This window comes from Chryseobacterium aquifrigidense, from assembly GCF_006716485.1.
GTDB lineage: Bacteria > Bacteroidota > Bacteroidia > Flavobacteriales > Weeksellaceae > Chryseobacterium > Chryseobacterium vietnamense.
Genome location: NZ_VFPD01000001.1, coordinates 2,717,630 through 2,743,979, shown reverse-complemented (window position 1 = coordinate 2,743,979; position 26,350 = coordinate 2,717,630). Strand labels below are relative to the sequence as shown.

The 26,350-nt window shown below is 37.1% G+C and carries 19 protein-coding genes; 7 read left to right on the top strand and 12 right to left on the bottom strand.

The window, feature by feature from the left end; genetic code table 11:
• The first annotated feature begins 68 nt into the window (after nt 1-68).
• A complete protein-coding gene (locus FB551_RS12230; RefSeq protein ID WP_142017719.1) occupies nt 69-2,411 on the top strand; it encodes an outer membrane beta-barrel family protein in 2,343 nt (780 codons plus the stop codon).
• A gap of 111 nt (nt 2,412-2,522) precedes the next feature.
• On the opposite strand, the gene FB551_RS12225 is transcribed toward FB551_RS12230, so the two are convergent.
• Nucleotides 2,523-2,978 (bottom strand): hypothetical protein, encoded by a 456-nt coding sequence (locus tag FB551_RS12225; protein WP_142017718.1) that lies wholly within the window; start codon nt 2,976-2,978, stop codon nt 2,523-2,525.
• A gap of 151 nt (nt 2,979-3,129) precedes the next feature.
• Here FB551_RS12225 and FB551_RS12220 point away from each other — a divergent pair, with 151 nt between their 5' ends.
• Together FB551_RS12220 and FB551_RS12215 are read left to right on the top strand one after the other, a co-directional pair.
• A complete protein-coding gene (locus FB551_RS12220; RefSeq protein ID WP_034699248.1) occupies nt 3,130-4,236 on the top strand; it encodes an Mrp/NBP35 family ATP-binding protein in 1,107 nt (368 codons plus the stop codon).
• 47 nt (nt 4,237-4,283) lie between these two features.
• On the top strand, nt 4,284-4,532 hold the full coding sequence (locus tag FB551_RS12215) for a NifU family protein (RefSeq protein WP_002977212.1): 249 nt from the start codon (nt 4,284-4,286) through the stop codon (nt 4,530-4,532).
• 151 nt (nt 4,533-4,683) lie between these two features.
• Here the strand turns inward: FB551_RS12215 and FB551_RS12210 are convergent, their stop codons facing one another.
• The 7 genes from FB551_RS12210 to ppk1 all read right to left on the bottom strand — a co-directional run bounded on the left by FB551_RS12210 (nt 4,684) and on the right by ppk1 (nt 10,697).
• Entirely contained in the window at nt 4,684-5,076 is a 393-nt protein-coding gene (locus FB551_RS12210; RefSeq protein ID WP_142017717.1) for a DUF3060 domain-containing protein, read from the bottom strand.
• 69 nt (nt 5,077-5,145) lie between these two features.
• Entirely contained in the window at nt 5,146-5,988 is an 843-nt protein-coding gene (locus FB551_RS12205; protein ID WP_142017716.1) for an SIR2 family NAD-dependent protein deacylase, read from the bottom strand.
• A 99-nt stretch (nt 5,989-6,087) separates the two neighbouring features.
• Complete coding sequence (locus FB551_RS12200; RefSeq protein ID WP_226798682.1) at nt 6,088-6,417, bottom strand: T9SS type A sorting domain-containing protein; 330 nt, start codon at nt 6,415-6,417, stop codon at nt 6,088-6,090.
• 142 nt (nt 6,418-6,559) lie between these two features.
• Nucleotides 6,560-6,709 carry a hypothetical protein gene (locus tag FB551_RS23285; RefSeq protein WP_156106575.1) on the bottom strand — a complete coding sequence of 50 codons (150 nt, stop codon included), beginning with the start codon at nt 6,707-6,709 and terminating at the stop codon, nt 6,560-6,562.
• Entirely contained in the window at nt 6,706-7,359 is a 654-nt protein-coding gene (locus tag FB551_RS12195) for an NAD-dependent epimerase/dehydratase family protein (RefSeq protein WP_142017715.1), read from the bottom strand. The genes FB551_RS23285 and FB551_RS12195 overlap by 4 nt, the downstream gene beginning before the upstream one ends.
• Nucleotides 7,360-7,743: 384 nt before the next feature.
• The gene (locus FB551_RS12185) at nt 7,744-8,628 is read right to left on the bottom strand and encodes a Ppx/GppA phosphatase family protein (protein ID WP_047434407.1); all 885 of its coding nucleotides are present in this window, start codon (nt 8,626-8,628) and stop codon (nt 7,744-7,746) included.
• The gene (gene ppk1, locus FB551_RS12180; protein ID WP_047434406.1) at nt 8,625-10,697 is read right to left on the bottom strand and encodes a polyphosphate kinase 1; all 2,073 of its coding nucleotides are present in this window, start codon (nt 10,695-10,697) and stop codon (nt 8,625-8,627) included. The genes FB551_RS12185 and ppk1 overlap by 4 nt, the downstream gene beginning before the upstream one ends.
• 473 nt (nt 10,698-11,170) lie before the next feature.
• Here ppk1 and dnaK point away from each other — a divergent pair, with 473 nt between their 5' ends.
• Nucleotides 11,171-13,069, top strand: coding sequence for a molecular chaperone DnaK (dnaK, locus tag FB551_RS12175; protein WP_142017713.1), 1,899 nt, complete (start codon nt 11,171-11,173; stop codon nt 13,067-13,069).
• A 251-nt stretch (nt 13,070-13,320) separates the two neighbouring features.
• Nucleotides 13,321-14,799: a helix-turn-helix domain-containing protein gene (locus tag FB551_RS12170; RefSeq protein WP_142017712.1), complete on the top strand. Its 1,479-nt coding sequence runs from the start codon at nt 13,321-13,323 to the stop codon at nt 14,797-14,799.
• 366 nt (nt 14,800-15,165) lie between these two features.
• On the opposite strand, the gene FB551_RS12165 is transcribed toward FB551_RS12170, so the two are convergent.
• The 3 genes from FB551_RS12165 to FB551_RS12155 all read right to left on the bottom strand — a co-directional run bounded on the left by FB551_RS12165 (nt 15,166) and on the right by FB551_RS12155 (nt 21,917).
• Nucleotides 15,166-16,776, bottom strand: coding sequence for a hypothetical protein (locus tag FB551_RS12165; RefSeq protein ID WP_142017711.1), 1,611 nt, complete (start codon nt 16,774-16,776; stop codon nt 15,166-15,168).
• A gap of 523 nt (nt 16,777-17,299) precedes the next feature.
• The gene (locus FB551_RS12160) at nt 17,300-19,435 is read right to left on the bottom strand and encodes a hypothetical protein (RefSeq protein WP_142017710.1); all 2,136 of its coding nucleotides are present in this window, start codon (nt 19,433-19,435) and stop codon (nt 17,300-17,302) included.
• A 382-nt stretch (nt 19,436-19,817) separates the two neighbouring features.
• Nucleotides 19,818-21,917, bottom strand: coding sequence for a hypothetical protein (locus FB551_RS12155; RefSeq protein WP_142017709.1), 2,100 nt, complete (start codon nt 21,915-21,917; stop codon nt 19,818-19,820).
• An 875-nt stretch (nt 21,918-22,792) separates the two neighbouring features.
• Here FB551_RS12155 and FB551_RS12150 point away from each other — a divergent pair.
• Together FB551_RS12150 and FB551_RS23670 are read left to right on the top strand one after the other, a co-directional pair.
• The gene (locus tag FB551_RS12150) at nt 22,793-24,049 is read left to right on the top strand and encodes a tetratricopeptide repeat protein (RefSeq protein ID WP_142017708.1); all 1,257 of its coding nucleotides are present in this window, start codon (nt 22,793-22,795) and stop codon (nt 24,047-24,049) included.
• Nucleotides 24,043-24,249: a helix-turn-helix transcriptional regulator gene (locus tag FB551_RS23670; RefSeq protein WP_142018107.1), complete on the top strand. Its 207-nt coding sequence runs from the start codon at nt 24,043-24,045 to the stop codon at nt 24,247-24,249. Before FB551_RS12150 ends, FB551_RS23670 begins: the two co-directional genes overlap by 7 nt.
• Before the next feature lie 132 nt (nt 24,250-24,381).
• Here the strand turns inward: FB551_RS23670 and FB551_RS12140 are convergent, their stop codons facing one another.
• Nucleotides 24,382-25,767 carry an autotransporter outer membrane beta-barrel domain-containing protein gene (locus tag FB551_RS12140; RefSeq protein ID WP_142017707.1) on the bottom strand — a complete coding sequence of 462 codons (1,386 nt, stop codon included), beginning with the start codon at nt 25,765-25,767 and terminating at the stop codon, nt 24,382-24,384.
• Nucleotides 25,768-26,350: the final 583 nt, after the last annotated feature.

Below are 26,350 nucleotides of genomic sequence, written 5' to 3'. Positions count from 1 at the left end.
TTGAAAAACAGTAAAAGTGATGTAATAAAAGTCCATTACGGTTTGTCTTATTAAAAACGATATAATTCATGAAGAAGACACTACTTGCTGTAATCATGCTGTCGCCCTTAGCTGCATTGGCCCAAAGTATAACCGGGAAGATCACCCAAACCGGAAATGCTGTTCCTTACGTTGAGGTGGTTGCAGTAAAAAATCAGAAGCAGCAGACTGCTATTTCAGACGAAAAAGGAAATTACTCGTTGAAACTTTCAGAAAACGGAAACTATACGATCAGGCTTATCCAGGATGGTATTGAAATGTCGCATAAAGATATTGCTATTAACGGAACAGTAAAACAGGACTTTTTTATTGAAAAAAAGGATGAAAAACAAATTGAAGGGGTTACGCTTACTGCCAGAAAAAAACTGATAGAGAGAAAAACAGACAGACTGGTTTTCAATGTATCCAATTCTGTTGCCTCACAGGGGATGGATGCGGTGGATGCTCTTGCGACGACTCCTCTGGTTAAAGTAGATGATAACACCGGAGTTTCCATTGTTGGGAAAAGTGGAGTGGCAGTAATGATTAACGACAGAATTCTGAATTTATCAGATGCTGAACTGGTTACTTATCTCAAAAGTCTCAGATCCGAAAATATAGAAAAAATTGAAGTCATCACAGCACCTCCCGCCAAATATGAAGCGCAGGGAAACAGCGGATTGATCAATATTGTTTTAAAGAAAAATCAAAACCTGGGATGGAGTGGAAGCCTTACCAGCAGTCTTCAGCAGCAAACCTATACCGGGAATTCAAATAGTGTAACGATCAATTATCAGAATGAAAAACTACGTTCTTCGTTAAAGCTGAGACAGAATAAAAATGAAAAGCATTCTTATGAAAACTATTGGATAGAAGGTGCAGATGGTCTTAAAAGTAACGATAACAGAAGAGATTTCGGGGATGGACTTGGTGCCAATTTAAGTTTGGATTATCAGTTAAGTAAAAAATCCAATGTCGGATTTATTTACGATTTCGGATTCGGACATTCCAATATGGATATCAGAAATACTTCAAACTATTTCCAGAATGGGATTTATACCAATACACTTCTGACTGATGCAGAGCACAGAGCTACAGGAAGACAGCATACTGTCAGTGCATATTATGATCTGAAATTCGGGAAACAGGATAATAAGCTGAGTATTACAGGGAATTATTTTTCCAATACTCCGGAAACCACTATTGATTTTACTACAACAGAGAGTTCGGGAGGCAGATTTGTGGTAAAATCACCCTCTATGGTAGATTATAAAATTTATTCGGGGCAAGCTGATCTTACGTTACCTTATCAGTTTGCAAAAACAGAAACTGGGGTTAAATTCACTAATTTTGATAATAATTCCAGTATATTTTATCAGAACTTAACGAACGGACAATATATTACTGATCCCTTGAAAAGCAATGAGTTTGAATATAACGAGAAAAATTATGCAGCTTACATCAGTTTTGAAAAGGCATTCAATGAAAAATGGTCTGCAAAGGCGGGTTTACGCTATGAATATTCTGTGGTGAACGGCAACTCTTTAACTTCCGGACAGCAGACTGAAAATTCTTACGGGAAATTTTTTCCAACGGCTTATATCAGCTATAAAAGCAATGAAAGTCATACTTTCAATCTGAATTATTCCAAAAGAATCAACAGACCGGGATTCCGTGCGATTAATCCCTACCGCTGGTACATCAATATCAATTCCTATTTTACCGGAAATCCTTTCCTGAAGCCTTCTATCAATCATAATTTTGAGCTTTCCTACGTTTATAAAGGAAAATTATCCGCGTCAGTCTATTTTCAGAGAACAGTGGACGCATTTGGCCAGCTGGCAAACCTGAAGGGAGAAAACAGAATAAGTACTTTTGAAAACTACTACAATCAGAATAGTATGGGAGCTTCACTGAATTATTCTGATACTTTTTTCAAAAAATGGGAAGCGAATTACGCCGCCAATTATTCTTATATGAGTACGGATGTTTTTGCAACCGATGCGCTTTCCAGAAAAGGAAGTAGCTATGATTTTGATTTTCAGAATAATATATCGGTCGACTCCGGCAAAACAGTACAGTTAATCTTAAACTACTGGTTCCGTCTGCCTTCCAATTCCGGAAATTCCTACATGAAGTTTGCAGGAAATCTTACCTCAGGGGTGAAACTGAATCTTATGGAAAAGAGCCTTCAGCTGAATGTATTTGTTTCCGATATCTTAAAACAAGGGAAAAGCCAGGGGGAAATCTATTATACCACAGGAACTCATTCTTACAACAATTATTACGATGCCCGAAGACTTACCGTATCCGCAACCTATACTTTTGGAAACAAAAAAGTAAAAGGAACTGACCGCAACGTAAAGTTTGATGAAAAAAACAGAGCCAATTGATCATCTTACTTTAAATTATTTGATGCATGCCATTCTGAATGAAACGGAGTGGAATGAAGAATGCCTTCTTTTTATAAGATTCTTCCTTTGTCTGAATAACAGTGTAAATATTTAAACTTCTCCCTCAAAGAAATCCTTCAGATAATCTTTTTGGTCTTTTTCTTCCCGTCCGGATCCCAGATATTTTTTCCATGACTGAGATTCATGATATACAATCCCCATTTCCCATACACAGTAAGTAGGGAGGTGGGTTTTGTTCCTGTCCCATATTTCAAATTTTCCGGAGCCATCATAATACACGCTTTCCCACAGTTCATTTTCACTTCGCCATGTACACACTAACAAAAGGTAGTTTTTTCCACAACGATGCATAATAACGAATCCGAGATCACTGATGTTTTTAAAATTTTCTTCAGCATTTTCAATACACCATTGTGCACTATCAATGTCCTGTTGGGAAACTTCCGAAGGATCACTGGCGAGGTCATACCATTTGAATTTCGTTTTCCCAACGGTGAAAATTCCTTTTGGCTGTGCATATTTGGAAGGATAGGAGGTCGTTTTCATATCAATTGCTTTCTGGGATTGGTTGTGGTGCCAGAATGAAAAAACAGAAATAAGAAATTTTTAACGATCTGATTTATCACCTGATATTATAGATTTTATTGATTCTAAATTACCGAAAAAATCCGTAAATTTGTAAACAATTTATATTTATATGTTGACGAAAGAAAAGGTTCAGGAATTCCTTAAAGAAATAGAAGTAGACGATTTGGTGAATAATCTTCAGATTATGGGTAACGATGTTTATATTGACATGACTGCTCATTCACCTGCAATGCACGAAAAGAAAAAACTGGAGGCTGCCATGAAACAGGCTTTTGCCAGTGAGTTTGGAGAAGACATTCATTTAAAACTTAAAATCGTTTCTCCGGAGCCTAGTGAAATTCAGCAAAGTCAGATCAAAGGAAAACAAATTCCGGGAATTCAAAATATTATCGCTATTGCTTCCGGTAAAGGAGGAGTAGGGAAATCTACCGTTTCTGCAAATATGGCAGTAACGCTTGCTAAAATGGGATTTAAAGTAGGATTGTTGGATGCTGATATCTATGGTCCTTCAGTTCCTACCATGTTTGATACAGAGGGGCAAAAGCCAATTTCTGTGGAAGTGAATGGTAAGAATCTGATGAAGCCTATCGAAAATTATGGGGTTAAAATGCTTTCAATAGGATACTTCTCAGGAGCTAATCAGGCTGTAGTATGGAGAGGTCCTATGGCTTCAAAAGCTTTGAACCAGATGATCAGAGATGCTGCATGGGGAGAGCTGGATTTCTTATTAATTGACCTTCCTCCGGGAACAGGGGATATTCACTTATCGATTATCCAGGAAGTGCCGGTAACAGGAGCGGTGATTGTAAGTACACCTCAGCATGTTGCATTAGCAGACGTAAGAAAAGGAATTGCGATGTTCCAGATGGAAAGTATTAACATTCCGGTTCTTGGTTTGATCGAAAATATGGCGTATTTTACACCGGAAGAACTTCCTGACAATAAATATTATATCTTTGGAAACCAGGGAGCACAATATTTAGCGGAAGATCTTGGAATTCCTGTATTGGGAGAAATTCCTTTGATCCAAAGCATCAGAGAAGCAGGAGACGTTGGAAGACCGGCTGCGCTTCAGGAAGGATCCAAAATTGCAGATATCTACACAGAAACTGCCAGAAAAATGGTAGAGAGCTTAGTGGAAAGAAATAAAAGTCTTCCTCCTACTGAAGCTGTGAAGATTTCCACGATGGCAGGATGCTCGCCAAAAGCAAAATAATAATAATTTCAATAAAATTTGAAAAAACCGAATTGAACTGAAAAAATATGGAAACAAACATAACGCACGAAGATACCGTAACAAGAGTAATGGAAGCTCTGGAAAGCATCAGACCGTTTTTGAATAAAGACGGAGGTGATATTGAGCTTATTGATGTGAAAGATAATCAGGTGTTTGTGAAACTTTTAGGTAACTGTTCCGGGTGTTCATTGAATTTTTCAACCTTAAAACTGGGTGTTGAAAATACAATCAAACAACATGCTCCGGAAATCGAAAAGGTAATCAACGTAGAGTAAAATATATCTGAGATATTTTTTAAAAAGACAGGCTTTTTTAAGGCCTGTCTTTTTATTTGCATATTGAGTCCAACTAAGCTTACCAAACCTGACAGGTTTTAAAAACCCGTCAGGTTTCCGATGAAACTTTTCAGACTCCGAAAAAATGTTTTTATTGTTTTACAACTTTGTTTCCTACCCCTTCTATAGAAACATCAGGCTTTCCAGATTTTGTTTCGGAAGTCCGGTAGTAGACCATATTGCCGCCGCCTTCCATGGAAATTTTGTCCACTTTATCGATGTATACTGTATTACCTGTTCCGGAAACCGTAATTTTTTTAGCACTTCCTTTGACTGTTAAGGTGTTGTCGCCACCTTCTACTTCAACAACCCCTCCGTTAAGAGTATAATTGAGTTTGTGGCCTACACCTTCTACATGTATAACCTTATCGCTTTCTGTTTTTTCCACGCCTTTTGTAGATTCTACTTTTCTGGATTGCGAAAAAGCGGTAGCTGTTCCCAGCAGCAGGAAAGCAAGAATTCCTGCAGTTTTAATATTTTTCATAGTGAATTGGGTTTTGTTGAGGATAAATATAGAAATAAAATGATTTGTGCAGACATTTAGAAAGTTAAATCATCTTAAATAAGATTTAGGATTTTGTTTTTTTATAATTTCTTTAATAGTCTTTAGGACTTCGGTTGATTTTTCGCGGATGATTAATGTATTCTTTTTATTTTTGATCAGGTCTGTGAAGTTATTGTCTTCTGTATTAATGTCAACAATAAAAGCTCCATATTTAAGAGCAGTTTCGGCAATGGCAATAGGAAGGCTTGTTGCTCCGGAAGTCCCGATAATAAAAAGAACACCACTGTTTTTGGCAATTTTAAGTGCACTAAATTTTTTATTTGTTTTTTCGTCATAATATTCATCAAACCATAAAATATTCGGACGCATCCAATGCCCACAATGAGAACAGGTTAAAAGTTCCTTGTCTCTAATGGTAAGATCTTCATCCAGTTCTTTTCCATTTATTTCTACAGGTAAATTCAGGATTTCTTTACATCCGTTGGAACATTTTATTTCTCGGTTGTTTCCATGAATTTCGTAAATTCTTTGGCTTCCTGAACGACGATGAAGATTGTCAATATTCTGGGTAATCAAATGAAATCTGTTTTGAAGTTGCATTTCAATATCTACAAGTTCAAAATGACTTTCGTTGGGAGAAGCATTTTCAAACATTTTCTTTCTGAAAAGAGAATATTGCAAAACTTCTTCAGGATGTTGTCTGAAATAACGTAAGGTCCCGAATTCTTCAGGTTTGTGAAATTGGGTTCCTTTTACCCAGATTCCATCTATTCCCCGATAGGTAGGAATTCCACTGTCAGATGAGATCCCTGCACCGGTAAGAAAAGTAAAAAGATTTCGCTTTTCTTTTTGCCAGACATGTTGAATAATATTTTCTAATTGTGTTTTCATTGAGGTTATAAAAGTTTAAAACTAATCATTTTTATTTATAAATAAATAAGCTCCGGAAAATCCGAAGCCTCAAATAGAATGGTATACTGTAATGTATGTTTATTTTACAATGACTCTCTTGATCTGTCCTTCCGAAGTTTTTACAAGATAAACACCAGTAGAAAGATTGGCCGTGTTAATTGTTAAAGCATTCTTTTCCTTTCCGATCAATTTTCCGGACATATCATACAATTCATAATCCTGTTTTCTGTTGAAATAAAGCGTATTTCCTTTGTTCACAGGGTTTGGGAATATATTGAAGGTGGCCTGTTTAGCTTTTATCTCACCTGTTCCAAGTGTTGCAGGCGTGGCCACTTCATACATGGATAAAGTTCCGCTGATCTCATTGGCGGCAATCATAGACCCTTTTAATAGGTAGTTGTTGACCATTTTTTACTTCAATTAGATGAATACAAAAATGAACTTTATGTTTCGCAATTATTTTAATGGGATTTTAAGAAATGTTTAAAAAATAGGTGTATTTTCCGATAAAAGATAAAATTATATTCGAATGAGAAGCTTTAGTATGATATTATTTTCCTGATTTTCCGGAAAAGTTTAAAATCGTTCCTGATTTATTTCCTTCCAAAGGATGTTTCTGCATATAAAAATACCCTGAAACAGCAGTCACAAGCAAGAGTACAAAAATAACCAGAACAATTCTTTTTAACATGTCTCTCATAGCGCTAAATTTTTAATATCTCTAATTTCTAAAGTAGATGTAGGGTACCCTTTTTGTGTCACATTGATCATTGCTCTACCCACTTCGTGTAAAGTTAATGATTTTGACTGAAAAAAAACAGGAAAAATCCAAATAAAAGGTTTAAAAAACCATTTTACATTGGTTTGACCCTCAACAGGTTTCATGAATCCGGGACGGAAATTATAAGCTCCCTTGAAATTCATTTTTTTCAAATCATTCTCTGTTCTGCCTTTTACACGTGCCCACATCATTTTTCCACTCTCTGTACTGTCTGTACTTGTCCCGGAAACATAGTTGAATACCATGTCAGGATTTTGGTTCAAAACAGCTTTTGCAAAGTGAATGGTCATATCATAAGTGATTTTGGTGTATTCTTCTTCATTCATGCCTACACTGCTGATTCCTGCACAGAAAAAACAGGCATCATATCCTTTTAGCCTTTCATCATTCAGATCAATCGAAAGGAAGTCAGAAACGAGATATTCTTTTAACTTGGGATGTGTTTTTCCAGAAGGTTTTCTGCTTATGCTCAGGATTTCAGAAACATTTGGATTTTCAAGACATTCCATTAAAACACCTTCGCCTACCATTCCTGTAGCGCCTGTAAGAATTATTTTGATTGGGTTCATTGCTTTGCTATTGATATGGGTATGACGGATGAAGATGAGGTTTTACTTTAAAATCTGGAAAAGTTTTTATTAAGTAAAAAGTAAAAAGTAAAAAGTAAAAAGTAAAAAGTAAAAAGTAAAAAGTAAAAAGTAAAAAGTAAAAAGTAAAAAGTAAAAAGTAAAAAGTTGTATTATTAAATTCAATAGGGGTGGGTTTTAACCCACCTTTAAAAATGGCAAATCTTCCTATTGGCTTTAGCCAAAACTTAATAACATAAGAGACTGCTTCGTCGTTTATCAACTATGTTCGAAGGCCTTCATCCCGTTCACAATAATATTGCGGGAAATGGATGCCAAAATAAAAAACCAGCTTAATGGCTGGCTTTACAATATTGTTATCTGCTGTTACTTTTTGTGCTGTAACTGGCTGTAAATATTATGGATCAGTCCGTCTGCTACAGAAATTTTAGGAACAAAAATTCTGTTGATATCAGACCATGACATCACATTGTTGAAGATGCCCAGCGCATGTACCAGTACGTCGGCACGGTCTTCTCTCAGGTTATAATTGGTCATTCTTTCTTCTACGGAAAGCTCATTGAATTCTTTGTAAACCTTTTTCAGATGAGACAGAGACATTGGTTTCCCGTCTTTGGTCTTGCTCATGGAGAATACCTTGTTGATATTTCCTCCCGAACCAATGGCTACAATTGGTTTTTTACTGACTATATTTTTCTTGATTTCATCCTTCATTTCTTTCCAGTTGTCCATTGTAACAAGATTGTTGAGAAGTCGGATCGTTCCAATATTGAAAGATTTTTCGTAAACCATTTTTCCATTTTCGTAGAAGGTAAGCTCTGTAGAACCTCCACCCACATCAATGTATAAATAGGCGAATTCTTTGTCGAGACCTTCTGCAACATGATTTTCGTAGATCAAAGTAGCTTCTTCATCACCGGAAATGATTTCGATATTAATTCCCGAGGTATTTTTTACCAGATTGATAATTTCATTACCGTTGGCAGCATCACGCATAGCACTGGTAGCACAGGCCCTGTAGTGGTCTACTTTATATATTTTCATCAGGTCACTGAAGATTTTCATGGAATCAATGACCATTTTTTCTCTTTCCGGACCTATCTTTCCTATCGTGAAAACATCCATTCCCAGTCTCAGAGGAATTCTGAGAAGGTTCAGCTTGATGAATTCAGGTTTTCTGTTATTGATCTTCACTTCATTGATCAGAAGGCGGGCTGCATTACTCCCTATGTCTATCGCTGCTATCTTCATTTCTTGCTTGTTTTAGCTTTTAAATATTTATAGGTTTCTATTTGTGATCGGCATTCGTGTTTATCATTTCTTACGTATTCATTGCTCAGCTTTTTGTCTAAAATCCTTGCTTTTACGTTATCTTTAAGCTGGATGTCCAGAATCTCTTTTAATTCCTTCTTAAGGTTCTTATCAGTGATTTTAGCAGCAGCTTCAATTCTGTAGTCAAGGTTTCTTGTCATCCAGTCTGCGGAAGAAATGTACATATCTTCGGCCCCTTTATTATAAAAATACATAACTCTGGCATGTTCCAGATATTCGTCTACAATACTGATGGCTTTTATTTTTTCTTTGAATTCCTTTTGATTTACGGCACAATAGATACCTCTTACAATCATTCTGGTCACCACTCCGGCCTTAGCAGCTTCATATATTTTTTCAATCAGAGCACGGTCACTCATTGAATTTACTTTAACGATGATTTCTGCTCTTCGCCCTGCCTTGGCTTCTTCAATTTCTTTATCGATATGGTGAACAATCTTTTCACGCATAAACTGAGGGCAAACTAATAAATTTTTACAAGTTTTCAAAATAGGAATAAAGTCATCTTTTGGTTTCTTTAATACATTGAATACTTTATTGATATCTGCCATAATGCCCCGGTCAGCAGTAAGGAGCAGGTGATCACCATATATTCTGGCTGTTTTTTCATTGAAATTACCGGTACTTACAAAGCCATACTGAATTGTTTTATTGTGTGCTCTCTTTTTGATGACACAAAGTTTGGCATGTACTTTTTTGTTTGGAATGCCGACAAGCACCGTAATTCCTTCGGGTTCCAGCATATCTTTCCATTCCAGATTGGATTCTTCATCAAATCTTGCCTGAAGCTCCAGCATTACCGTTACTTCTTTACCATTTCTGGCTGCATAGATCAGGGCATTAATGATTTTTGAACTGCTTGCCAGACGGTACGCTGTAATCTGTATTGATTTTACATCAGGATCCATAGCAGCCTCACGGAGAAGATCAATCACCGGATTATACTTATGGTAAGGGAAAGTAAGGAGTACATCGTTTTTTAAAATCACATCTGTCACCCTTTCCCCATGTTCAAAAGCCTGATGCGTAAAAGAAGTTCTTTCAACAGGTCTTTCATACTTTTCAAAAACATCAGGGAAATCCATGAAATGTTTGAAATTATGAATTTTTCCTCCGGGAATGATGCTGTCCTTCTTAGTCAGGTTCAGCTTTCTGATAAGGAGTTCCAGCAGAGCTTTATCCATATCTTTATCAAAAACAAAACGGGTAGGTTTTCCCTTTCTTCTGTTTTTAAGTCCTTTTTCTATTTTTTCTGCGAAGTTGGTTCTGATATCATTATCAAGATCCAGTTCGGCATCCTTTGTTACTTTAAATGCATTAGCCGCAAATTCATCATACCCGAAATAAGAAAATATGTGCGGAAGGTTGAAGGTGATTACATCCTCCAGAAGCATTACATTTTTCTCTTCAGGATCTTCTGTTGGCAGCAATACGAATCTTCCTACAAAACGGGACGGAATTTCAATAATCGCATAATTGCTGGAATACTGCCAGTCTTTTTTTCTCATGGCCACTCCCAGATAAAGACTTTTGTCTCTCAGATAGGGCATAGGTGTGTTTTCATGAAGAAGAATCGGGATTACATTGGATTCTACCACTTCATCGAAATATTGTCTGACAAATTCTTTTTGTTTTGCTGTCAGATTTTTGGAATTTTTAATGAAAACTTTATGCTCAGCCATTTCGGTCTGGATTTTTTTCCAGGTCTTATCGAAATTCAGCTGTTGTCTCATCACAATCTCATTGATTCTCTGAAGGATCTTGGATGGCGGCTGATAAAAAGATTCAGCAATCACTTTTTCCTTAAAATCCATGGCGCGCTTTAATCCGGCAACACGTACTCTAAAAAATTCATCTAAATTATTGGAGAAAATTCCGAGAAAACGTATTCTTAAATGTAAGGGAACTTTTTCATCCATGGCTTCCTGCAAAACTCTTTCATTAAAGGCAAGCCATGTAATATCTCTAGGATTAAAGTGTATTGACATTCTAAATGTGTATATTTTATCAAAAATAATCATTCGTGAAGATTCTTCCTCTATTTCTTAGGTTAAACTTTGATTAATTTTTGAAGATTGGTGAATTAATCTGTAGGATTAATAATAATTACATTGATAATCAGTGTATTTTTATGCAATTCATATTGACATGATCCTCTTTTTATGACGAAAATGATAGAATATATCTGGCCAGCTATGACAGTTTATTGTGTCTTATTGTGTCTATATAGAAAAACTACAAGAAAAAATCTCAAATAACGATTACAAAGAATCAGAAGTCTTACTGATGGCATTCTGATAAAATCTTACAGGAAAAAATTTCCATATTAAATCATATAAAACTCCAATTTATCGGGGTTTTTATTTTTATTGTGTCATTTTGTCATAATTTTTCGAATGGTACAGATATTGAGAAATTGAGAGTGTAAATTAAATTAAAAATAGAAAAAATATAAAATATTATGAGTAAAATAATTGGAATTGACTTAGGAACAACCAACTCTTGTGTTGCTGTAATGGAGGGTAAAGACCCTGTTGTTATTCCTAACGCAGAAGGTAAGAGAACTACTCCTTCTATCGTAGCTTTTACGGAAGACGGAGAAAGAAAAGTAGGTGATCCTGCAAAAAGACAGGCTGTAACGAATCCAACAAAAACTGTTTACTCTATCAAAAGATTTATCGGAACTCACTTTAAAGATGATGCTTCTGAAATCACAAGAGTACCTTATAAAGTAGTTGCCGGACCAAACGATACAGTAAAAGTAAAAATCGACGACAGAGAATATACTCCACAGGAAATTTCTGCAATGACTCTTCAGAAAATGAAGAAAACTGCTGAAGATTACCTTGGACAGGAAGTAACCAGAGCAGTAATTACTGTTCCTGCATACTTCAACGATGCACAAAGACAAGCTACTAAAGAAGCCGGAGAAATTGCAGGTCTTAAAGTAGAAAGAATTATCAACGAGCCTACAGCTGCAGCGTTAGCTTACGGTCTTGATAAAAACCATAAAGATCAGAAAATCGCAGTATATGACCTTGGTGGTGGTACTTTCGATATCTCTATCCTTGATTTGGGAGACGGTGTATTCGAAGTATTGTCTACAAACGGAGATACGCACTTAGGAGGTGATGACTTTGATGATGTGATCATCAACTGGATGGCTGACGAATTCAAAGCTGAAGAAGGGGTAGATTTAAAAGCGGACGCCATTGCTCTTCAAAGATTGAAAGAAGCTGCTGAAAAAGCTAAAATTGAATTATCTTCTTCTCCTCAGACTGAAATCAACCTACCTTATATCACAGCTACTGCTACAGGTCCTAAACACTTAGTGAAGACTTTAACAAAAGCTAAATTCGAGCAATTATCTGCTGATCTTGTAAGAAGATCTATGGAGCCTGTTGCTAAAGCATTAAAAGATGCTGGTTTATCAACTTCTGATATCGACGAAGTAATCCTGGTAGGTGGTTCTACAAGAATCCCGATCATCCAGGAAGAAGTAGAAAAATTCTTCGGTAAAAAACCATCTAAAGGAGTTAACCCGGATGAGGTTGTAGCTATTGGTGCAGCTATCCAGGGAGGTGTATTGACAGGTGATGTAAAAGATGTATTACTACTTGACGTTACTCCACTTTCTTTAGGTATCGAAACTATGGGTTCTGTATTTACTAAATTAATTGAAGCGAACACTACCATCCCAACTAAGAAATCTGAAGTATTCTCTACAGCTTCTGACAACCAGCCGGCTGTAAGCATCAGAGTAGGACAGGGTGAAAGAGCAATGTTCAACGATAACAAGGAAATCGGTAGATTCGATCTTCAGGATATCCCACCAGCACCAAGAGGAGTTCCTCAAATTGAAGTAACATTCGATATTGATGCTAACGGTATCCTAAGTGTATCTGCTAAAGATAAAGGAACTGGAAAAGAACAGTCTATCAAAATCCAGGCTTCTTCAGGTCTTTCTGACGAAGAAATCGAAAGAATGAAGAAAGAAGCTCAGGAAAACTCTGCAGCAGATGCTAAGAGAAAAGAAGAAGTTGAAATCTTTAACAAAGCTGACGGATTGATCTTCCAGACTGAAAAACAACTGAAAGAATTCGGTGAAAAACTTTCTGCTGACAAAAAAGCAGCTATCGAAGCAGCTCATGCAGAATTAAAAACAGCCTTCGAAGCTAAAAATGCTGATGACGTAAAAGCTAAAACTGAAGCGTTAGATGCAGCCTGGATGGCAGCTTCTGAAGAATTATATGCAGCAGGTCAACAGCCAGGTGCTGATGCAGGTGCAGGTGCTCAGAATGCAGGTGGAAACGCCGGAGCTGAGGATGTACAGGATGCAGACTTTGAAGAAGTAAAATAATTATTGTTTTAATATACATAATAAATAATTTAAAACCGCTTTAAACGAATGTTTAAAGCGGTTTTTTATACCGGCTTATCTTTTTTTGCTGTAATTTCTAATCCTTATGCTATTTATAGCATTTCAGGAGATTTCTCACCCTCAATAAATTGAGTAAAATAATTTGATTATACACATATTTAATCGGTAAAATATGTTTATATTTAATTAATTTAATATTTTTTATGAAAATATTTTTATTTTAGCATTCAATGAAATACTTTAAATACTTATTTCAGTTTTTATTCACAGTTGGGCTTTTTTTCTCATCTGTACTGCTGTTTTCCCAAACTACTAAATATAAAGCGTATGACTCCATTCTTTTGAATAAACCTAAAGAAATGGGGAAAAACAATATTCCCAGAGAAAAAATTATTCTTTGGAATAAGGAGATGTTGGAAAAAATGAAAAAAGAAAATTATGCAAGAGGAATAATTTGGGCTCACATTAATATTGCCAATCAAAACTGGAATTTAGGAAATGCAGAAGAAAGTATAAAAAATCTCAATATAGCAGAAAGCATATGGCATAAAAATGAAAGTGAGATTGATTTTTTTACCATTGCCAAGCTCTATCAGGAATATTCTCAGGCTTATTATATCCTGAAACTGTACGATACAGGTCTGAAGTATAATTCTAAAGGAGGCTATTATGGAAATAAAATTGAGGATAAAGATAGAAAAGGGAAGTTTTTATCTTACGTTTATACTTTACGTGCCAATCTTCTTTATGAGAAAAAAGACCTGGATTCAGCGCTCTATTATCTAAAGCAATCATCTCTATTGTATGAAAGCTTAAGCACTACCTCTCAAATTGCTAATCATTATATTGAATATCAACCCAGCCAGCATGAGGCTAAAACCTATCTGGATCAGGGAGTGGATATAATAAGCAAAAATAAGCACGAACCTAATAGCTATCAGATATCTGTTTTTTATTACTATTATGCACAATATTTTTTTAAAGAAAAAAATTATGAAAAGGCAATACTATACTTAGATAAGGCTCTGGAATACAATAAAAAATTAACAACTATTGAGCACTCTAAAAATATATATAAGCTTTTAATAGAATGCTATAAAAACTCTGGTAATGTAGAAAAGGAAAAAGAATATCTGGAGCATTATATAAAACTAAAAGACAGCCTGGAAAACTCACAAACCAAAGGGGCAGAGCTCTCTATAAAAACAATAGAAAAGGAAAAAACAGAAGAAAATAAAACACTCAAAAAAAAGATACTCATTTATATCAGTATTGTAGTTTCTTTAGGTTTGATATTACTGGCTTATTTATATTATCAGAATAATAAAAAAAAGAAACTGATATTGGAAAGCAAGGAAATAATTTCCAGAAAAGAAGATGAAACTAAAATATTGGAGAAAAGAATTTCAGGGGTGCATGAAGATTTAATTCAATTGGCTAAAAATAATGATATCAGTTTTTTGGAAAAATTTCATGAAGTTTATCCTAATGTTTCTCAAAAACTACTGGCAATCAATCCGGATTTAACCAAAGATAATCTTGCATTCTGTGCTTTAATTTGGTTAGGATTCTCTTCTAAGGACATTGCTGAGTTTACTTTTATGCAGCACAGATCCGTGCAGATAAAGAAAGGCAGATTGAGAAAAAAACTCAACCTCGGATCAGATGTAGATCTCTATCAATTCCTTAAATCTCTGGTAGATAATTAATAAAGTTATATTGGTTGTAATCCAATTATAGCTGCTTTTTGCCATTAAAGGGATCTGATATAAATTTGTCCCCAAAAGTATCATCAAATGCCCTTATGTAAAGTTATAGACCTATCAATTATTGAGTCATCACAGCATAGAAAGGCTCAGCCTGACAATGTTTAAAAATTTCGGTTGGTATCCGGGTTGTCACCCTGAGCCCGTCGAAGGGCTATCCATAAGGAACCCTTTGTTAATAATTAATCTCAGAAATTAATTAAAGAGATACGTCAATAAAGTGTAAAATACTGTATTTATTGATTCTATAAAATAAAAAGATCTTTTGAAGTTTCCCTCAAAAGATCTATATAGTAATTATTAATCTTTCTAATTAGGCTTTACAAAGACAGTTCCTGTAAGAGATCCCTTACCCCAGTTAAAATTATCTCCTGAGGATGCCCACATATTAAACCTCACGGCTGTTTCTGTACTTTCCACATAGCCATTCAGAGTATATACGATGTTAAGAGGGGATGAGCCATTATTAACTATAGTCTCCGTGAAATTCCCCGTTACACTCATCATATGCGAACCTGCACTTGCATAAGGAATAGCATATTTTCGAGAACCTTCCTGTGCTTCTACTCCATCTTTAAGAAAACGAATACCAAAATATCCATTCACATTAGTGTTACCACTGGTAGCTCCTGCAGGATAAGTACCCATAGGAACATTGTAGGTCATTAATATCTTAGCAGTAGAATTAGGCGGAACTGTGACAGTGGTAGTTAATCCAATATTTACATTATCTACAACTACTGGTGTTGGTGCGGTTCCTGTTGCTGCCTGGTCTACGGGACTTGTTGCAGCAGAAAACACCACTGCAGATAAAATGAAATCGCTTTTCTGAGGGGATAGCTTGTCCCAGTTTGGTGCTGCCGAAGTTCCTGAATTATAATAAATTCCCTGGCCATAAGGAGTTAATGCTGTGTTATAATTATAGACCATAAGGCCAGTAGCTGGAGTTGGTACGTTAGTAGCATCTGTTATTGAACCCAAAAATACCCGGGGCAATAGAAGTCCCCTGTTGATCCCATTAAGATCCAGTATAGCAGAAGGATCGGGGGTCACAACATTTACTCCTACATTTCCGGTACTGGTTACAATAACTCTTTGCGTGTTATTGGTAATAATACTTACAGGATCTGCTGTGGCGGCACCTATATCCATACCGGTATTGGTTCCTGTTGTGGTAATCTGTGCCTTTGCATTATTATCTACATACATGTTTAGAGCAGCAGCACCACCAGTTGCAATAAATGATCCTCTTGAAGAGCCGGTTGCTTTTACAGTCCCTTCAGTACCCGTTGTTCCAACGTACACGTTATTGGAACCATTGGTGAAAGAAAGAGAATTTCCGGCAGTAGTTACAACTCTGTTTCCTGCAAGAGTACCGTCTGCAGTATAGAGATTTACCGGGGTAGCTCCTGCAGATCCGCCATCCGTAGATCTCCAGAATGAATTACTGAAAATAAATTCCAGCGCTTTGCCGTTAGGAACGGTAGTCCCATCCAGCGTAGCACCAAATCCACCTGTGGTATTATTGTAGACAATAAGGCGCTGTCCGGGATTAGGAGCAGCAAATGCAGAAATGGCGACATTGGCTGTAGCAGCTCCGGTAAGTCTTACCAAACTCACATTAGCCGGAATAGTAACGGCATTCCCCGCTACAGCTAAAGCAGTTTCACGGTTGGTAATAGCCCCTTTCACATCCAGTGTGGTACCGGGAGCGGTAAGCCCCAGTCCCAGATTACCATTAGAAGTCATCACCAGATCATCTGCAGCCTGAACTGCTGTAGGCACTCCCGTTGTTGGATTATTTTTTAATCCGTCAATGTTAAATACTCCCTGAGGATTAGTTGTATTGATCCCCACTTGTGATTTTGCTACCAGGGAAAAGGTGGTAAGTAAACCAGCTAGTAATAAATTTCTTTTCATAATATATGGTAATTGAGTTTAAATTAGACTGAGACCTTTTTGTCAGGAACTCTATAATAGCTACAGAGCATCCATATGTTTTTATATTTAATAGAGCAATAGGCTAATAGTTTTAATCTGTTGTATTTGATCGTTGTATAATAAAAATTTGGTGTAATTGTTATATGATCAACTTTAATCAACTTGTTGTTCTTTTTCTGATTCAAGTTTTATAAAACAAAACTACAGCTTATTGAAGATGTAGTATATTTTACACCTACAGCAAACATGCATCATGTATATATTGCACATACATCTTACATACATCAAATTGGTGTTATTTATTATTTTTTTACTTTTTTTTATCCTTTTTGGGTGAAATAATTAATCTGTTATGCCTTTTTTATTTTCATGTTTGAATCTCAAAAAGCTGTGTTTTTATAATTCATATTCAAGGTTTTTTTTAGATAGATAAAAAATCCTCTTCAAAATACTTATTGAAGAGGATTTTTTTCAGTAGGATTATTTGTTTTATTCTTTGCTGCTATGGAACAGGTGAAGCTGCCGCAGCGCCCGTAATATTGCCTCCAAGGTTATAATTGGAAGTATCCAGTGTGGTCATTTGTTCATTGGAGATGATCAGCAATCTGATCCCCCACGTAAATGCACTTCCAGCTGTAGTATTTGCATTAGGAACGTCTGCATGAATTCTCCATGTCCCGTTTTGTTGGAAAGTATAGATATCGGGCGACTGAAAATCGTAAGTGCCATAGGCATTTTTAAAGCCGGAACTGATAGTAGCGTGATGATTAGTATCAAATCCCACCACAATAGCCGTATACCTATCTACTGGTATTTTAGTGTCAAAATTACCTACAAAATCTCCGTTAGGATTCGTAAGCATATAATACTTGAAATACATTTTTGAAACAGGCCCAATTTTTCCCCAGTCCGGTGCAGCGCTTGTTCCTCCGTTATAGTAAATTCCTTCTCCCTGAGGTGACATGGCAGTATTGTTGTTATACACCAGAAGTCCGGTAGCCGGGGAAGGGACAGTGGTGGTATCGGATGTGGATGACAGGGATACTCTGGGAAGTAAAAGTCCTTTATTGCTGGTATTAAGGTCAAGCAAAGCCGAACTGTCCGGAGTATTGGTTCCTACGCCTACATTTCCTGTAGGGGTAATGGTCATTTTGGGACTGTTATTGGTCATCAGATTCAGGGTATTTGAAGTAGTGGTTCCCACATAGCCTGATCCTCCTCCGATATAAGTTTCCAGACTAACTGTACCATTGGTATGGGTGATACCAAAGCTATTATCAGCTGTACTAACGGTCAGCTTAGTATTGGGTGTTGTTGTTCCTATTCCTACATTTCCACTTGAAGTAACAGTCATTTTTTGGGTGTTATTGGTCATCAGCCTCAGATCATTAGCTGTAGTGGTTCCCACGGTAGCTGCCCCTCCTCCGATATACGTTTTTAAGTTAACTGTACCATTGGTATGATTTAATCCAAAGCTGCTATCAGGCGTACTGATGGTAAGTTTCGTATCAGGGGTTGTGGTACCAAGGCCTACAAGGCCGTTGGCAGCATCCACTGATAACGTATTTCCGTCTACAGAAAATGCATTGGTCTGTGTTCCTGTAAAGGCCAGGGTATTGGCTCCCTGTGTAACGGTACGGTTTCCTGTTAAAGAACCGTCTGTGTTATAAATATTGGCAGATGCAGGTGCTGCCGGCAAAGCTTTCCATGTTGCCACTCCGCTGGCATCAGATGTTAGCACCTTATCTGTACCCTGGGTACCATCTACGATTTTCAAAGCTCCGCTTGTGGTGGATTCAATCTGAAGTTTATTGGTAGGGCTCGTTGTACCGATACCCACATTTCCTGAGGATTTGATCGTCAGCCTTGGAGCATAGTCTGTCGCATTTCTGGTGGAGAACTGTAACCCGGCATAGCTGTTGGCAGCATCACGGTCAATTCCTGAAATGCTGGCCCCGGAAAGTCCTGTTTCAGATGTTGACGGAATAAACCCGAGCTCAGCAAACTGCCCACCGGTGCTGTTTAAATTATAAAGGGTAATATTTCTTGCTATTCCTTGCAGACATGCAGCACCACAATTTTCAATTCCTGCAGAAATGGTACTTGTTGTCGCTCCCGGACTGTTTTGGACAGACAGAGAAGAAGCAGGAGCTATGGTACCGATTCCCACTCTGCTATTTGCCGCATCTACGGAAAAGTTTTTCCCGTTCACAGAAAATGCATTGGTTTTTGTCCCTGTGAATGCTAAGGTATTGGCTCCCTGTGTTACGGTTCTGTTTCCGGTAAGGGTACCGTCTGTATTATAAATATTAACGGGGTTGGCCAGCTTTGTCCATACGGTACCATTATAATAATAATAGCCAACGGTATCAATATTTACAGCAGTACCTGTAGTAGTTCCTGTAGCAATATTGTTGACATAGATCAGGGTGGATACCGGAACTCCGGCCATACTCTGAGCTTTTTGCCTGTCTACTCTGGGAATAAGCAGTCCTTCTACTGCTGAGCCTGTACCTGTGCTGTTTTTAGCGGTCACGTCAAGAGTTGCGGCAGGAGTAGGAGTATTAAGACCTACCTGTGACTTTGCCACCAGCGAAAAAGTGGTAAGCAAGCCTGCCAGAAATAAGTTTTTTTTCATTGTATAATAATTAATTTCTTCTTTGTGTTTATTGCTCTAAAACAGAGCTGAGGATCTTATATTTTATATCGGGTGGTTATGGTAGTTATTAAAGGGTGGCAAAGATAACGCCTGATGAGGTTTGTAGTATATATAACACCTACAGCATATATACAACTGTTGTATATTATCCCTGTATTATGTATTAATAAATTGAATAATATCCTGGAAAAGCGTTGAAAAATTAAACCACATATCCATGGAGTAAAAGTGAAATGCCAATAAAGTTTTAAATTAAATGTTTCCATAAACACCATCAGCCAAAGAAACATTGTACTGAATTAAAATAGAGGCTGTCGGAATTTTCAGGCAACCTCTTCTTTATTTTTTTGTGGATTGATGATTATAACTTATTAATACTAAGAGAATACGAAGGTGCGCCATAAAAACTAGCAATACCTGCTGCATTCATAGAAGCCCCTTGTAGGGTGCCTGCTGAATCCTTGGTTCTGTAAAAAGTAATTCTGATCAGGTCCCCGGAATTTAAAAATTTGATCACAGGTGATATAGAAAAGTTATAAGATCTCGGGGTAGTAACAACAACTCTTGGAAACATGGGGCGTCCCCCGGCTACAGTATTCCATGATGCTCCTCCATCAGTGCTGATATCAAGATTAACTGCTACATACGCATAGCCGTCTCCGTCATTATTCATTCCCAGGGAAGGACTTATAAATCCGGACAGCATATAAGTACCTGCCTGACTTATCGCAACAGCGCCATTAGCGGGAACTGTTGTTCCTATGGTATTCAATGTTGAGTCAGAGGATTGTATAGAAACCGTTTGAACTGCTCCTGAATTATAACTTGTCGCATTATTGTACATTGGGTTGCTACTTGTATAAAAAGATACCTGAGACTGTGGACTAACGTTGGATTTACCCAAAACTCCATTTTCATCAGCATATACCGCTGAAATCGTAGAGCTGGTTAAGGTAGCCAGATTTCGAACTCTTGCATTTCCATTCACATCCAGGGTAGTACTGGGAGTAGTTGTGGCAATACCCACATTTCCTGAGGATTTGATCGTCAGCCTTGGGGCATAGTCTGTTGCATTTCTGGTGGAGAACTGTAAACCTGCGTAGCTGTTGGCAGCATCACGGTCAATTCCTGAAATACTGGCCCCGGAAAGCCCCGTTTCAGATGTTGACGGAATAAACCCGAGCTCAGCAAACTGCCCGCCGGAGCCATTTAAATTATACAAAGTAATATTTCTTGATATTCCTTGTGAACATGGAGCTCCGCAATTTTCAATTCCAGCAGAAATGGTATTGGTAGTAGCTCCCGGACTGTTTTGGACAGACAGAGAAGAAGCAGGAGCTATGGTACCGATTCCCACTCTGCTATTTGCCGCATCTACAGAAAAATTTTTCCCATTTACAGAAAATGCATTGGTTTGTGTTCCTGTAAAGGTAAGGGTATTGGTTCCCTGTGTAACGGTACGGTTTCCTGTTAAAGAACCGTCTGTGTTATAAATATTGGCAGATGCAGGTGCTGCCGGCAAAGCTTTCCATGTTGCCACTCCGCTGGCATCGGATGTTAATACCTTATCTGTACCCTGGGTACCATCTACGATTTTCAAAGCTCCGCTTGTGGTGGATTCAATCTGAAGTTTATTGGTAGGGCTCGTTGTACCGATACCCACATTTCCTGAGGATTTGATCGTCAGCCTTGGAGCATAGTCTGTTGCATTTCTGGTGGAAAACTGTAAGCCTGCATAGCTGTTGGCAGCATCACGGTCAATTCCTGAAATGCTGGCCCCGGAAAGTCCTGTTTCAGATGTTGACGGAATAAACCCGAGCTCAGCAAACTGCCCACCGGTGCTGTTTAAATTATAAAGGGTAATATTTCTTGCTATTCCTTGCAGACATGCAGCACCACAATTTTCAATTCCTGCAGAAATGGTACTGTTTGTAGCTCCTGAACTGTTTTGCACAGACAGGGAAGAAGCAGGAGCTATGGTACCGATTCCAACTCTGCTATTTGCTGCATCTACAGAAAAATTTTTCCCATTCACAGAAAATGCATTGGTTTTTGTCCCTGTGAATGCTAAAGTATTGGCTCCCTGTGTTACGGTTCTGTTTCCGGTAAGGGTCCCGTCTGCATTATAAATATTAACAGGAATGCTCAGCTTTGTCCATACGGTACCATTATAATAGTAATAGCCAACGGTATCAATATTTACAGCAGTGCCTGTAGTAGTTCCTGTAGCAATATTGTTGACATAGATCAGGGTCGATACCGGAACTCCTGCCATACTCTGAGCTTTTTGCCTGTCTACTCTGGGAATAAGCAGTCCTTCTACTGCTGTACCTGTGCCGGTACTGTTTTTAGCATTCACATCAAGAGTTGCAGTGGGAGTTGCAGTATTAATACCCACCTGCGATTTTACCACCAGCGAAAAGGTGGTAAGCAAGCCTGCCAGTAATAAGTTTTTTTTCATAATATGTATTAATTAATATTTCCTTATATCAACAGTTATAATAATAGTAATGAACATATCTCAAAGTGATACCTATTATTTTACTATTGATTGGGCGGCAAAATTAATGCTTGTTGGAGCTTGGAAAGGATAATGTACACTTATCATAGGTATAACATAGGTATATCATATATACAGCATTTGTTTGTTTTTGTTGAAAAAATAAGCGATATGCGGGAAAATCATTAATAAATTAAACCTCAGTCAAGTGAGTTAAAGAAAGGTGCATTCGTTTGTATTTGCCTTTATTGTTTTTATCAGATTAGAATAAGGTCTGAAATGAAGATTCCTTTATAAATATCATTTCAAAGCATGATAGTGGATAAAATTGATCATGATGGATATGGTTGCCCTTAAAATTAATAAACAGGCAATTTAAGTTAATAGTCTTACAACTGCCCTGTGACATGCGCTAATTCATTTCAGTTTTTTTGCTGTCAGATGGAAAATTAATCATTGTCATAGCTGTTGCGGAAGGTCTGTAATATGTTTAAAGCTCTTGTTTTGAAAAGCTTGTAGGCCATGATGTATATATGCTGTATGTTGTTTTTGTGCATTTTTGTGCATTTTTTTGTGTTTTTTTTAACCTTGCGGGTATAAAGAAAAGCGAATGACTGATCTTTTCGATATTAAATAATGTTCAAAAAAGGAGTAATTGTATTTGCAGAACAATAAATTTAACAGGTAGGGATTCGTTGCTCTTATTCTTCCTGTAATGCCTGTATTTTTCCAAATTGGAAATATTGACAGGATATCCTTATCATGATTATTTTATCAGGTTGCTATCAGTGTTTTTTATCTTAATTAACAATTTGTGATTATGTTTTTTTTTAACTATGAATAAAATACTTTTGGTTTTCTTTATACTATGGTGTTCGGAATTATTTTCACAACACTATACAGAAAGGAATATTGATACTTTACTGATAAAAACAAACAAAGCGCTTCGGACAAGAATATCTGATGATGATCTTATCCGTTGGAATAAAGGAGTCATAAAAGAAGCAATCCGGATCGGTTACCGTGAAGGAGAGGCAATGGGATATGTCAATATTGCCAACCGGTTTGTATTTGGGGGCGATGTAAAAAAAGGGTTAGAATACTTAAACAAAGCAGAAGATCTGGTTAAAAACAGTAAAAATAATTTTCTTTTAGGCAGGATAAATCAGGAGTATGCCCAGCTTTACAGTAAGATGGATGTGAGCAAGCTGGCTTTGGAATACAGTTCCAAAGCTATGAATTACGGTCTGAAGCTGCGAAAAGATCATCGTGATTGCCGCTTGTTTTTACGCTATGTCTATTCAAACAGATCTGATTACTTCTACAAGGTAAACCAACCGGATTCTGCCATAATATATCTTCGTAAAGCTGTAAAAATTGAAGCGTACCCTCTTGATGTAGCTAATATAGCACAATACTACACGTTATCTGAAGTGAGGCCGGATTCCGCTCAATATTACTTTCAAAATGCTTTTGTGCTTTTAGAGACCGGAAATTTCAAGTATGACAAATTCCAGAGAGCTGGTGTTTTACATAAGTATGGATTATTTCTGCACAGCCTTGGGAAAAATGATCAGGCCATCAATACACTTAATATGTCAGTGAAGCTTGCAAAACAGGTCAACAGGCCAAAACTTATTCTCGACAATTATAAGGAACTGTCTGTGCTTTACAAAAAAGTGGGTAATGCTGATAAAGAAAATGAATACCTGAACAAAGCAATTTCATTGCAGGACAGTCTGAATGCTAACCAGAATCAGGCTGTAGATCTTTCTATCAACAGACTGAATCAAGACAGGGAAAGTGAAAAGGTTCAGTTTAAAAATCAAAATAATACTACTTTGTGGTATGGCGGTATCGTGATACTGTTGATTACTTTACTTACCATTTACTTTTATCTGCGCATAAGAAAAAAGAAAAAGATGCTTGCGGAAAGCGAAAAAATAATTTTTGAAATTGGAAATGAAACTAAAGACTTAAAAAGAAAACTCAATGAAAATTATGAAATTATCGTTCTGCTTGCCAAAGAAAAAAAGATTGTTTTTTTCCTAAATTTCAGGAAACCTATCCGGAGTTATGCGAAGAGCTGTTAAAAATAAATTCCAATCTATCCAGGTCGGATTTAGCTTTTTGTGCATTGATATGGCTTGGCTTTTCGTCAAAAGAGATTGCTCAGTCTATCTCAATGGAGCACAGATCTGTCCAGACAAAAAAGTACAGGATACGGAAAAAACTGAATCTGGAAAGCGAAACTGATCTGTACCGTTTCTTCAGATCTATTTCTGAGCCTTAGAAATGTTGAAAAGAATATCTATAAGCTGGTAATTAGGAATCTGTAATAAAGAACCGGAACAAAATCTTTCAGTTCCGGTTTTTTTGTTTTTTGCCTAATAACTATAAAATATCAGGATTAAGATCTGAATTTTTATAATCCTGAGGGTTGTGCTGCTGCGGCTCCTATATTGCTTCCTCCTAAGTCCTGATTTACATTTGTTAGAATTTTAATTAGACTATTATTGATTACAAGACAGTTAATAACCCAAGTGCCATTAGAAGACGAAGCAGTGTTTGGATAGTCGGCATTAAGATGCCAGGTAGAATTTTGTTCAAAAGCAATTACATTAAAAGGGGCGAAGTAGGGTTGGGGGGTCTCGGGGCTTACAACTTTTAAAAGTTGGCTAAAGTAAATACCCACCACTATCACTGTATATTCTGCTATATTTATTTTGGTATCATAGTCACTAATATAATCACCATTAACGTTGGAAAGTGTGTAATTGATCATATTTATGGGTGACCGATTTCCGGTAGTTGACATTGCTATTTTTACTTCTCCTGTTGTATTATCTCTTACCAAAGTCGAGACATTGTTAGAGCTACTAGAGCCAGTAGTTGTTCCTATTCTCATATTTCCATTAATATCGAGTTTTGTCGCAGGGGCATTGGTTCCTATTCCCACATTTCCGGTACTGGTTACAGTAACTCTTTGCGTGTTATTGGTAATAATATTTACAGGATCTGCTGTGGTGGCACCTATATCCATACCGGTATTGGTTCCTGTTGTGGTAATCTGGGCCATTGCATTATTATCTACATACATGTTTAGAGCAGCACCACCACCAGTTGCAACAAATGATCCTCTTGAAGAGCCGGTTGCTTTTACAGTCCCTTCAGTACCCGTTGTTCCAACGTACACGTTATTGGAACCATTGGTGAAAGAAAGAGAATTTCCGGCAGTAGTTACAACTCTGTTTCCTGCAAGAGTTCCGTTTGCGGTATAAATGTTAGTGGGGCCAGCTACTAGCATCCCCCCATCCGTAGGTCTCCAGAATGAATTAGTAAAAACAAATTCCATTGCTGTATTATTAGGAATAGTAACAACATCCAGTGTAGCTCCAAATCCGCCTGTGGTACCGTTGTATACAATAAGACGCTGTCCGGGATTAGGAGCAGCAAATGCAGAAATGGCGACGTTGGCTGTAGCAGCTCCGGTAAGTCTTACCAAACTCACATTAGCCGGAATAGTAACAGCATTTCCTGCTACAGCTAAAACAGTTTCACGGTTGGTAATAGCCCCTTTCACATCCAGTGTAGTACCGGGAGTGGTAAGCCCCAGTCCCAGATTACCATTAGAAGTCATCACCAGATCATCTGCAGCCTGAACTGCTGTAGGCACTCCCGTTGTCGGATTATTTTTTAATCCGTCAATGTTAAATACTCCCTGAGGATTAGATGTATGGATCCCCACTTGTGATTTTGCTACCAGGGAAAAGGTGGTAAGCAAGCCTGCGAGTAATAGATTTTTTTTCATAACATGTTAATTTAATAATTTTTTTTTCTTTGTATCAATAGAACCGGACTACGTGTGTAAATGTAATATATATTGGAGTAGTGTAGTAAAGTTGCATATGCAACATAAATACATCATTTGTGTACATGGCTGTATAATGCATGCATTTTTTATTAGTAAAATGCATGATTTTAATGAAAAATACGAATATATTAAACCACATTAAAGTGATTTAAATAATGAAATATTTTGTGTTCTCTGGTTATTGATTGTAGATGTATTGGTGGACGTGCAATAGCGTATGCGGCCTGCTGACTTCTGTTCAATACCGAAATTCTGCTCCGGCAGAAATAGTTAATTTTCATGCATTTCAATAGGGATATTTTAACAACAAGAAACTATTAACCAAAAAACCGATGTCGGGCAGGCTTATGGTGAATGTATATGAATAGTTTTTTTTAGTATAGATATAAAAGACGTATATATGTTGTAGGGTGTTGTTGCGCAGCTCTCCGTTTTTTTTCTCAATATTGTTAAGGAATAACCTCCATATCAACAATATTTTGTAAAAGTTAATTGCGGTATTTCGACTTTGCTATAGTAA

Bases quoted from the DNA above. Each gene is read 5' to 3' on its own strand.
- FB551_RS12185 (WP_047434407.1), bottom strand. From the start codon at position 8,628: ATGAAGATAGCAGCGATAGACATAGGGAGTAATGCAGCCCGCCTTCTG.
- FB551_RS12195 (WP_142017715.1), bottom strand. From the start codon at position 7,359: ATGAACCCAATCAAAATAATTCTTACAGGCGCTACAGGAATGGTAGGC.
- FB551_RS12210 (WP_142017717.1), bottom strand. From the start codon at position 5,076: ATGAAAAATATTAAAACTGCAGGAATTCTTGCTTTCCTGCTGCTGGGA.
- FB551_RS12215 (WP_002977212.1), top strand. From the start codon at position 4,284: ATGGAAACAAACATAACGCACGAAGATACCGTAACAAGAGTAATGGAA.
- FB551_RS23285 (WP_156106575.1), bottom strand. From the start codon at position 6,709: ATGAGAGACATGTTAAAAAGAATTGTTCTGGTTATTTTTGTACTCTTG.
- FB551_RS12165 (WP_142017711.1), bottom strand. From the start codon at position 16,776: ATGAAAAGAAATTTATTACTAGCTGGTTTACTTACCACCTTTTCCCTG.
- FB551_RS12200 (WP_226798682.1), bottom strand. From the start codon at position 6,417: ATGGTCAACAACTACCTATTAAAAGGGTCTATGATTGCCGCCAATGAG.
- FB551_RS12160 (WP_142017710.1), bottom strand. From the start codon at position 19,435: ATGAAAAAAAACTTATTTCTGGCAGGCTTGCTTACCACTTTTTCGCTG.
- FB551_RS12205 (WP_142017716.1), bottom strand. From the start codon at position 5,988: ATGAAAACACAATTAGAAAATATTATTCAACATGTCTGGCAAAAAGAA.
- FB551_RS12150 (WP_142017708.1), top strand. From the start codon at position 22,793: ATGAATAAAATACTTTTGGTTTTCTTTATACTATGGTGTTCGGAATTA.
- FB551_RS12170 (WP_142017712.1), top strand. From the start codon at position 13,321: ATGAAATACTTTAAATACTTATTTCAGTTTTTATTCACAGTTGGGCTT.
- ppk1 (WP_047434406.1), bottom strand. From the start codon at position 10,697: ATGTCAATACACTTTAATCCTAGAGATATTACATGGCTTGCCTTTAAT.
- FB551_RS12140 (WP_142017707.1), bottom strand. From the start codon at position 25,767: ATGAAAAAAAATCTATTACTCGCAGGCTTGCTTACCACCTTTTCCCTG.
- dnaK (WP_142017713.1), top strand. From the start codon at position 11,171: ATGAGTAAAATAATTGGAATTGACTTAGGAACAACCAACTCTTGTGTT.
- FB551_RS12230 (WP_142017719.1), top strand. From the start codon at position 69: ATGAAGAAGACACTACTTGCTGTAATCATGCTGTCGCCCTTAGCTGCA.
- FB551_RS12225 (WP_142017718.1), bottom strand. From the start codon at position 2,978: ATGAAAACGACCTCCTATCCTTCCAAATATGCACAGCCAAAAGGAATT.
- FB551_RS12220 (WP_034699248.1), top strand. From the start codon at position 3,130: ATGTTGACGAAAGAAAAGGTTCAGGAATTCCTTAAAGAAATAGAAGTA.
- FB551_RS12155 (WP_142017709.1), bottom strand. From the start codon at position 21,917: ATGAAAAAAAACTTATTACTGGCAGGCTTGCTTACCACCTTTTCGCTG.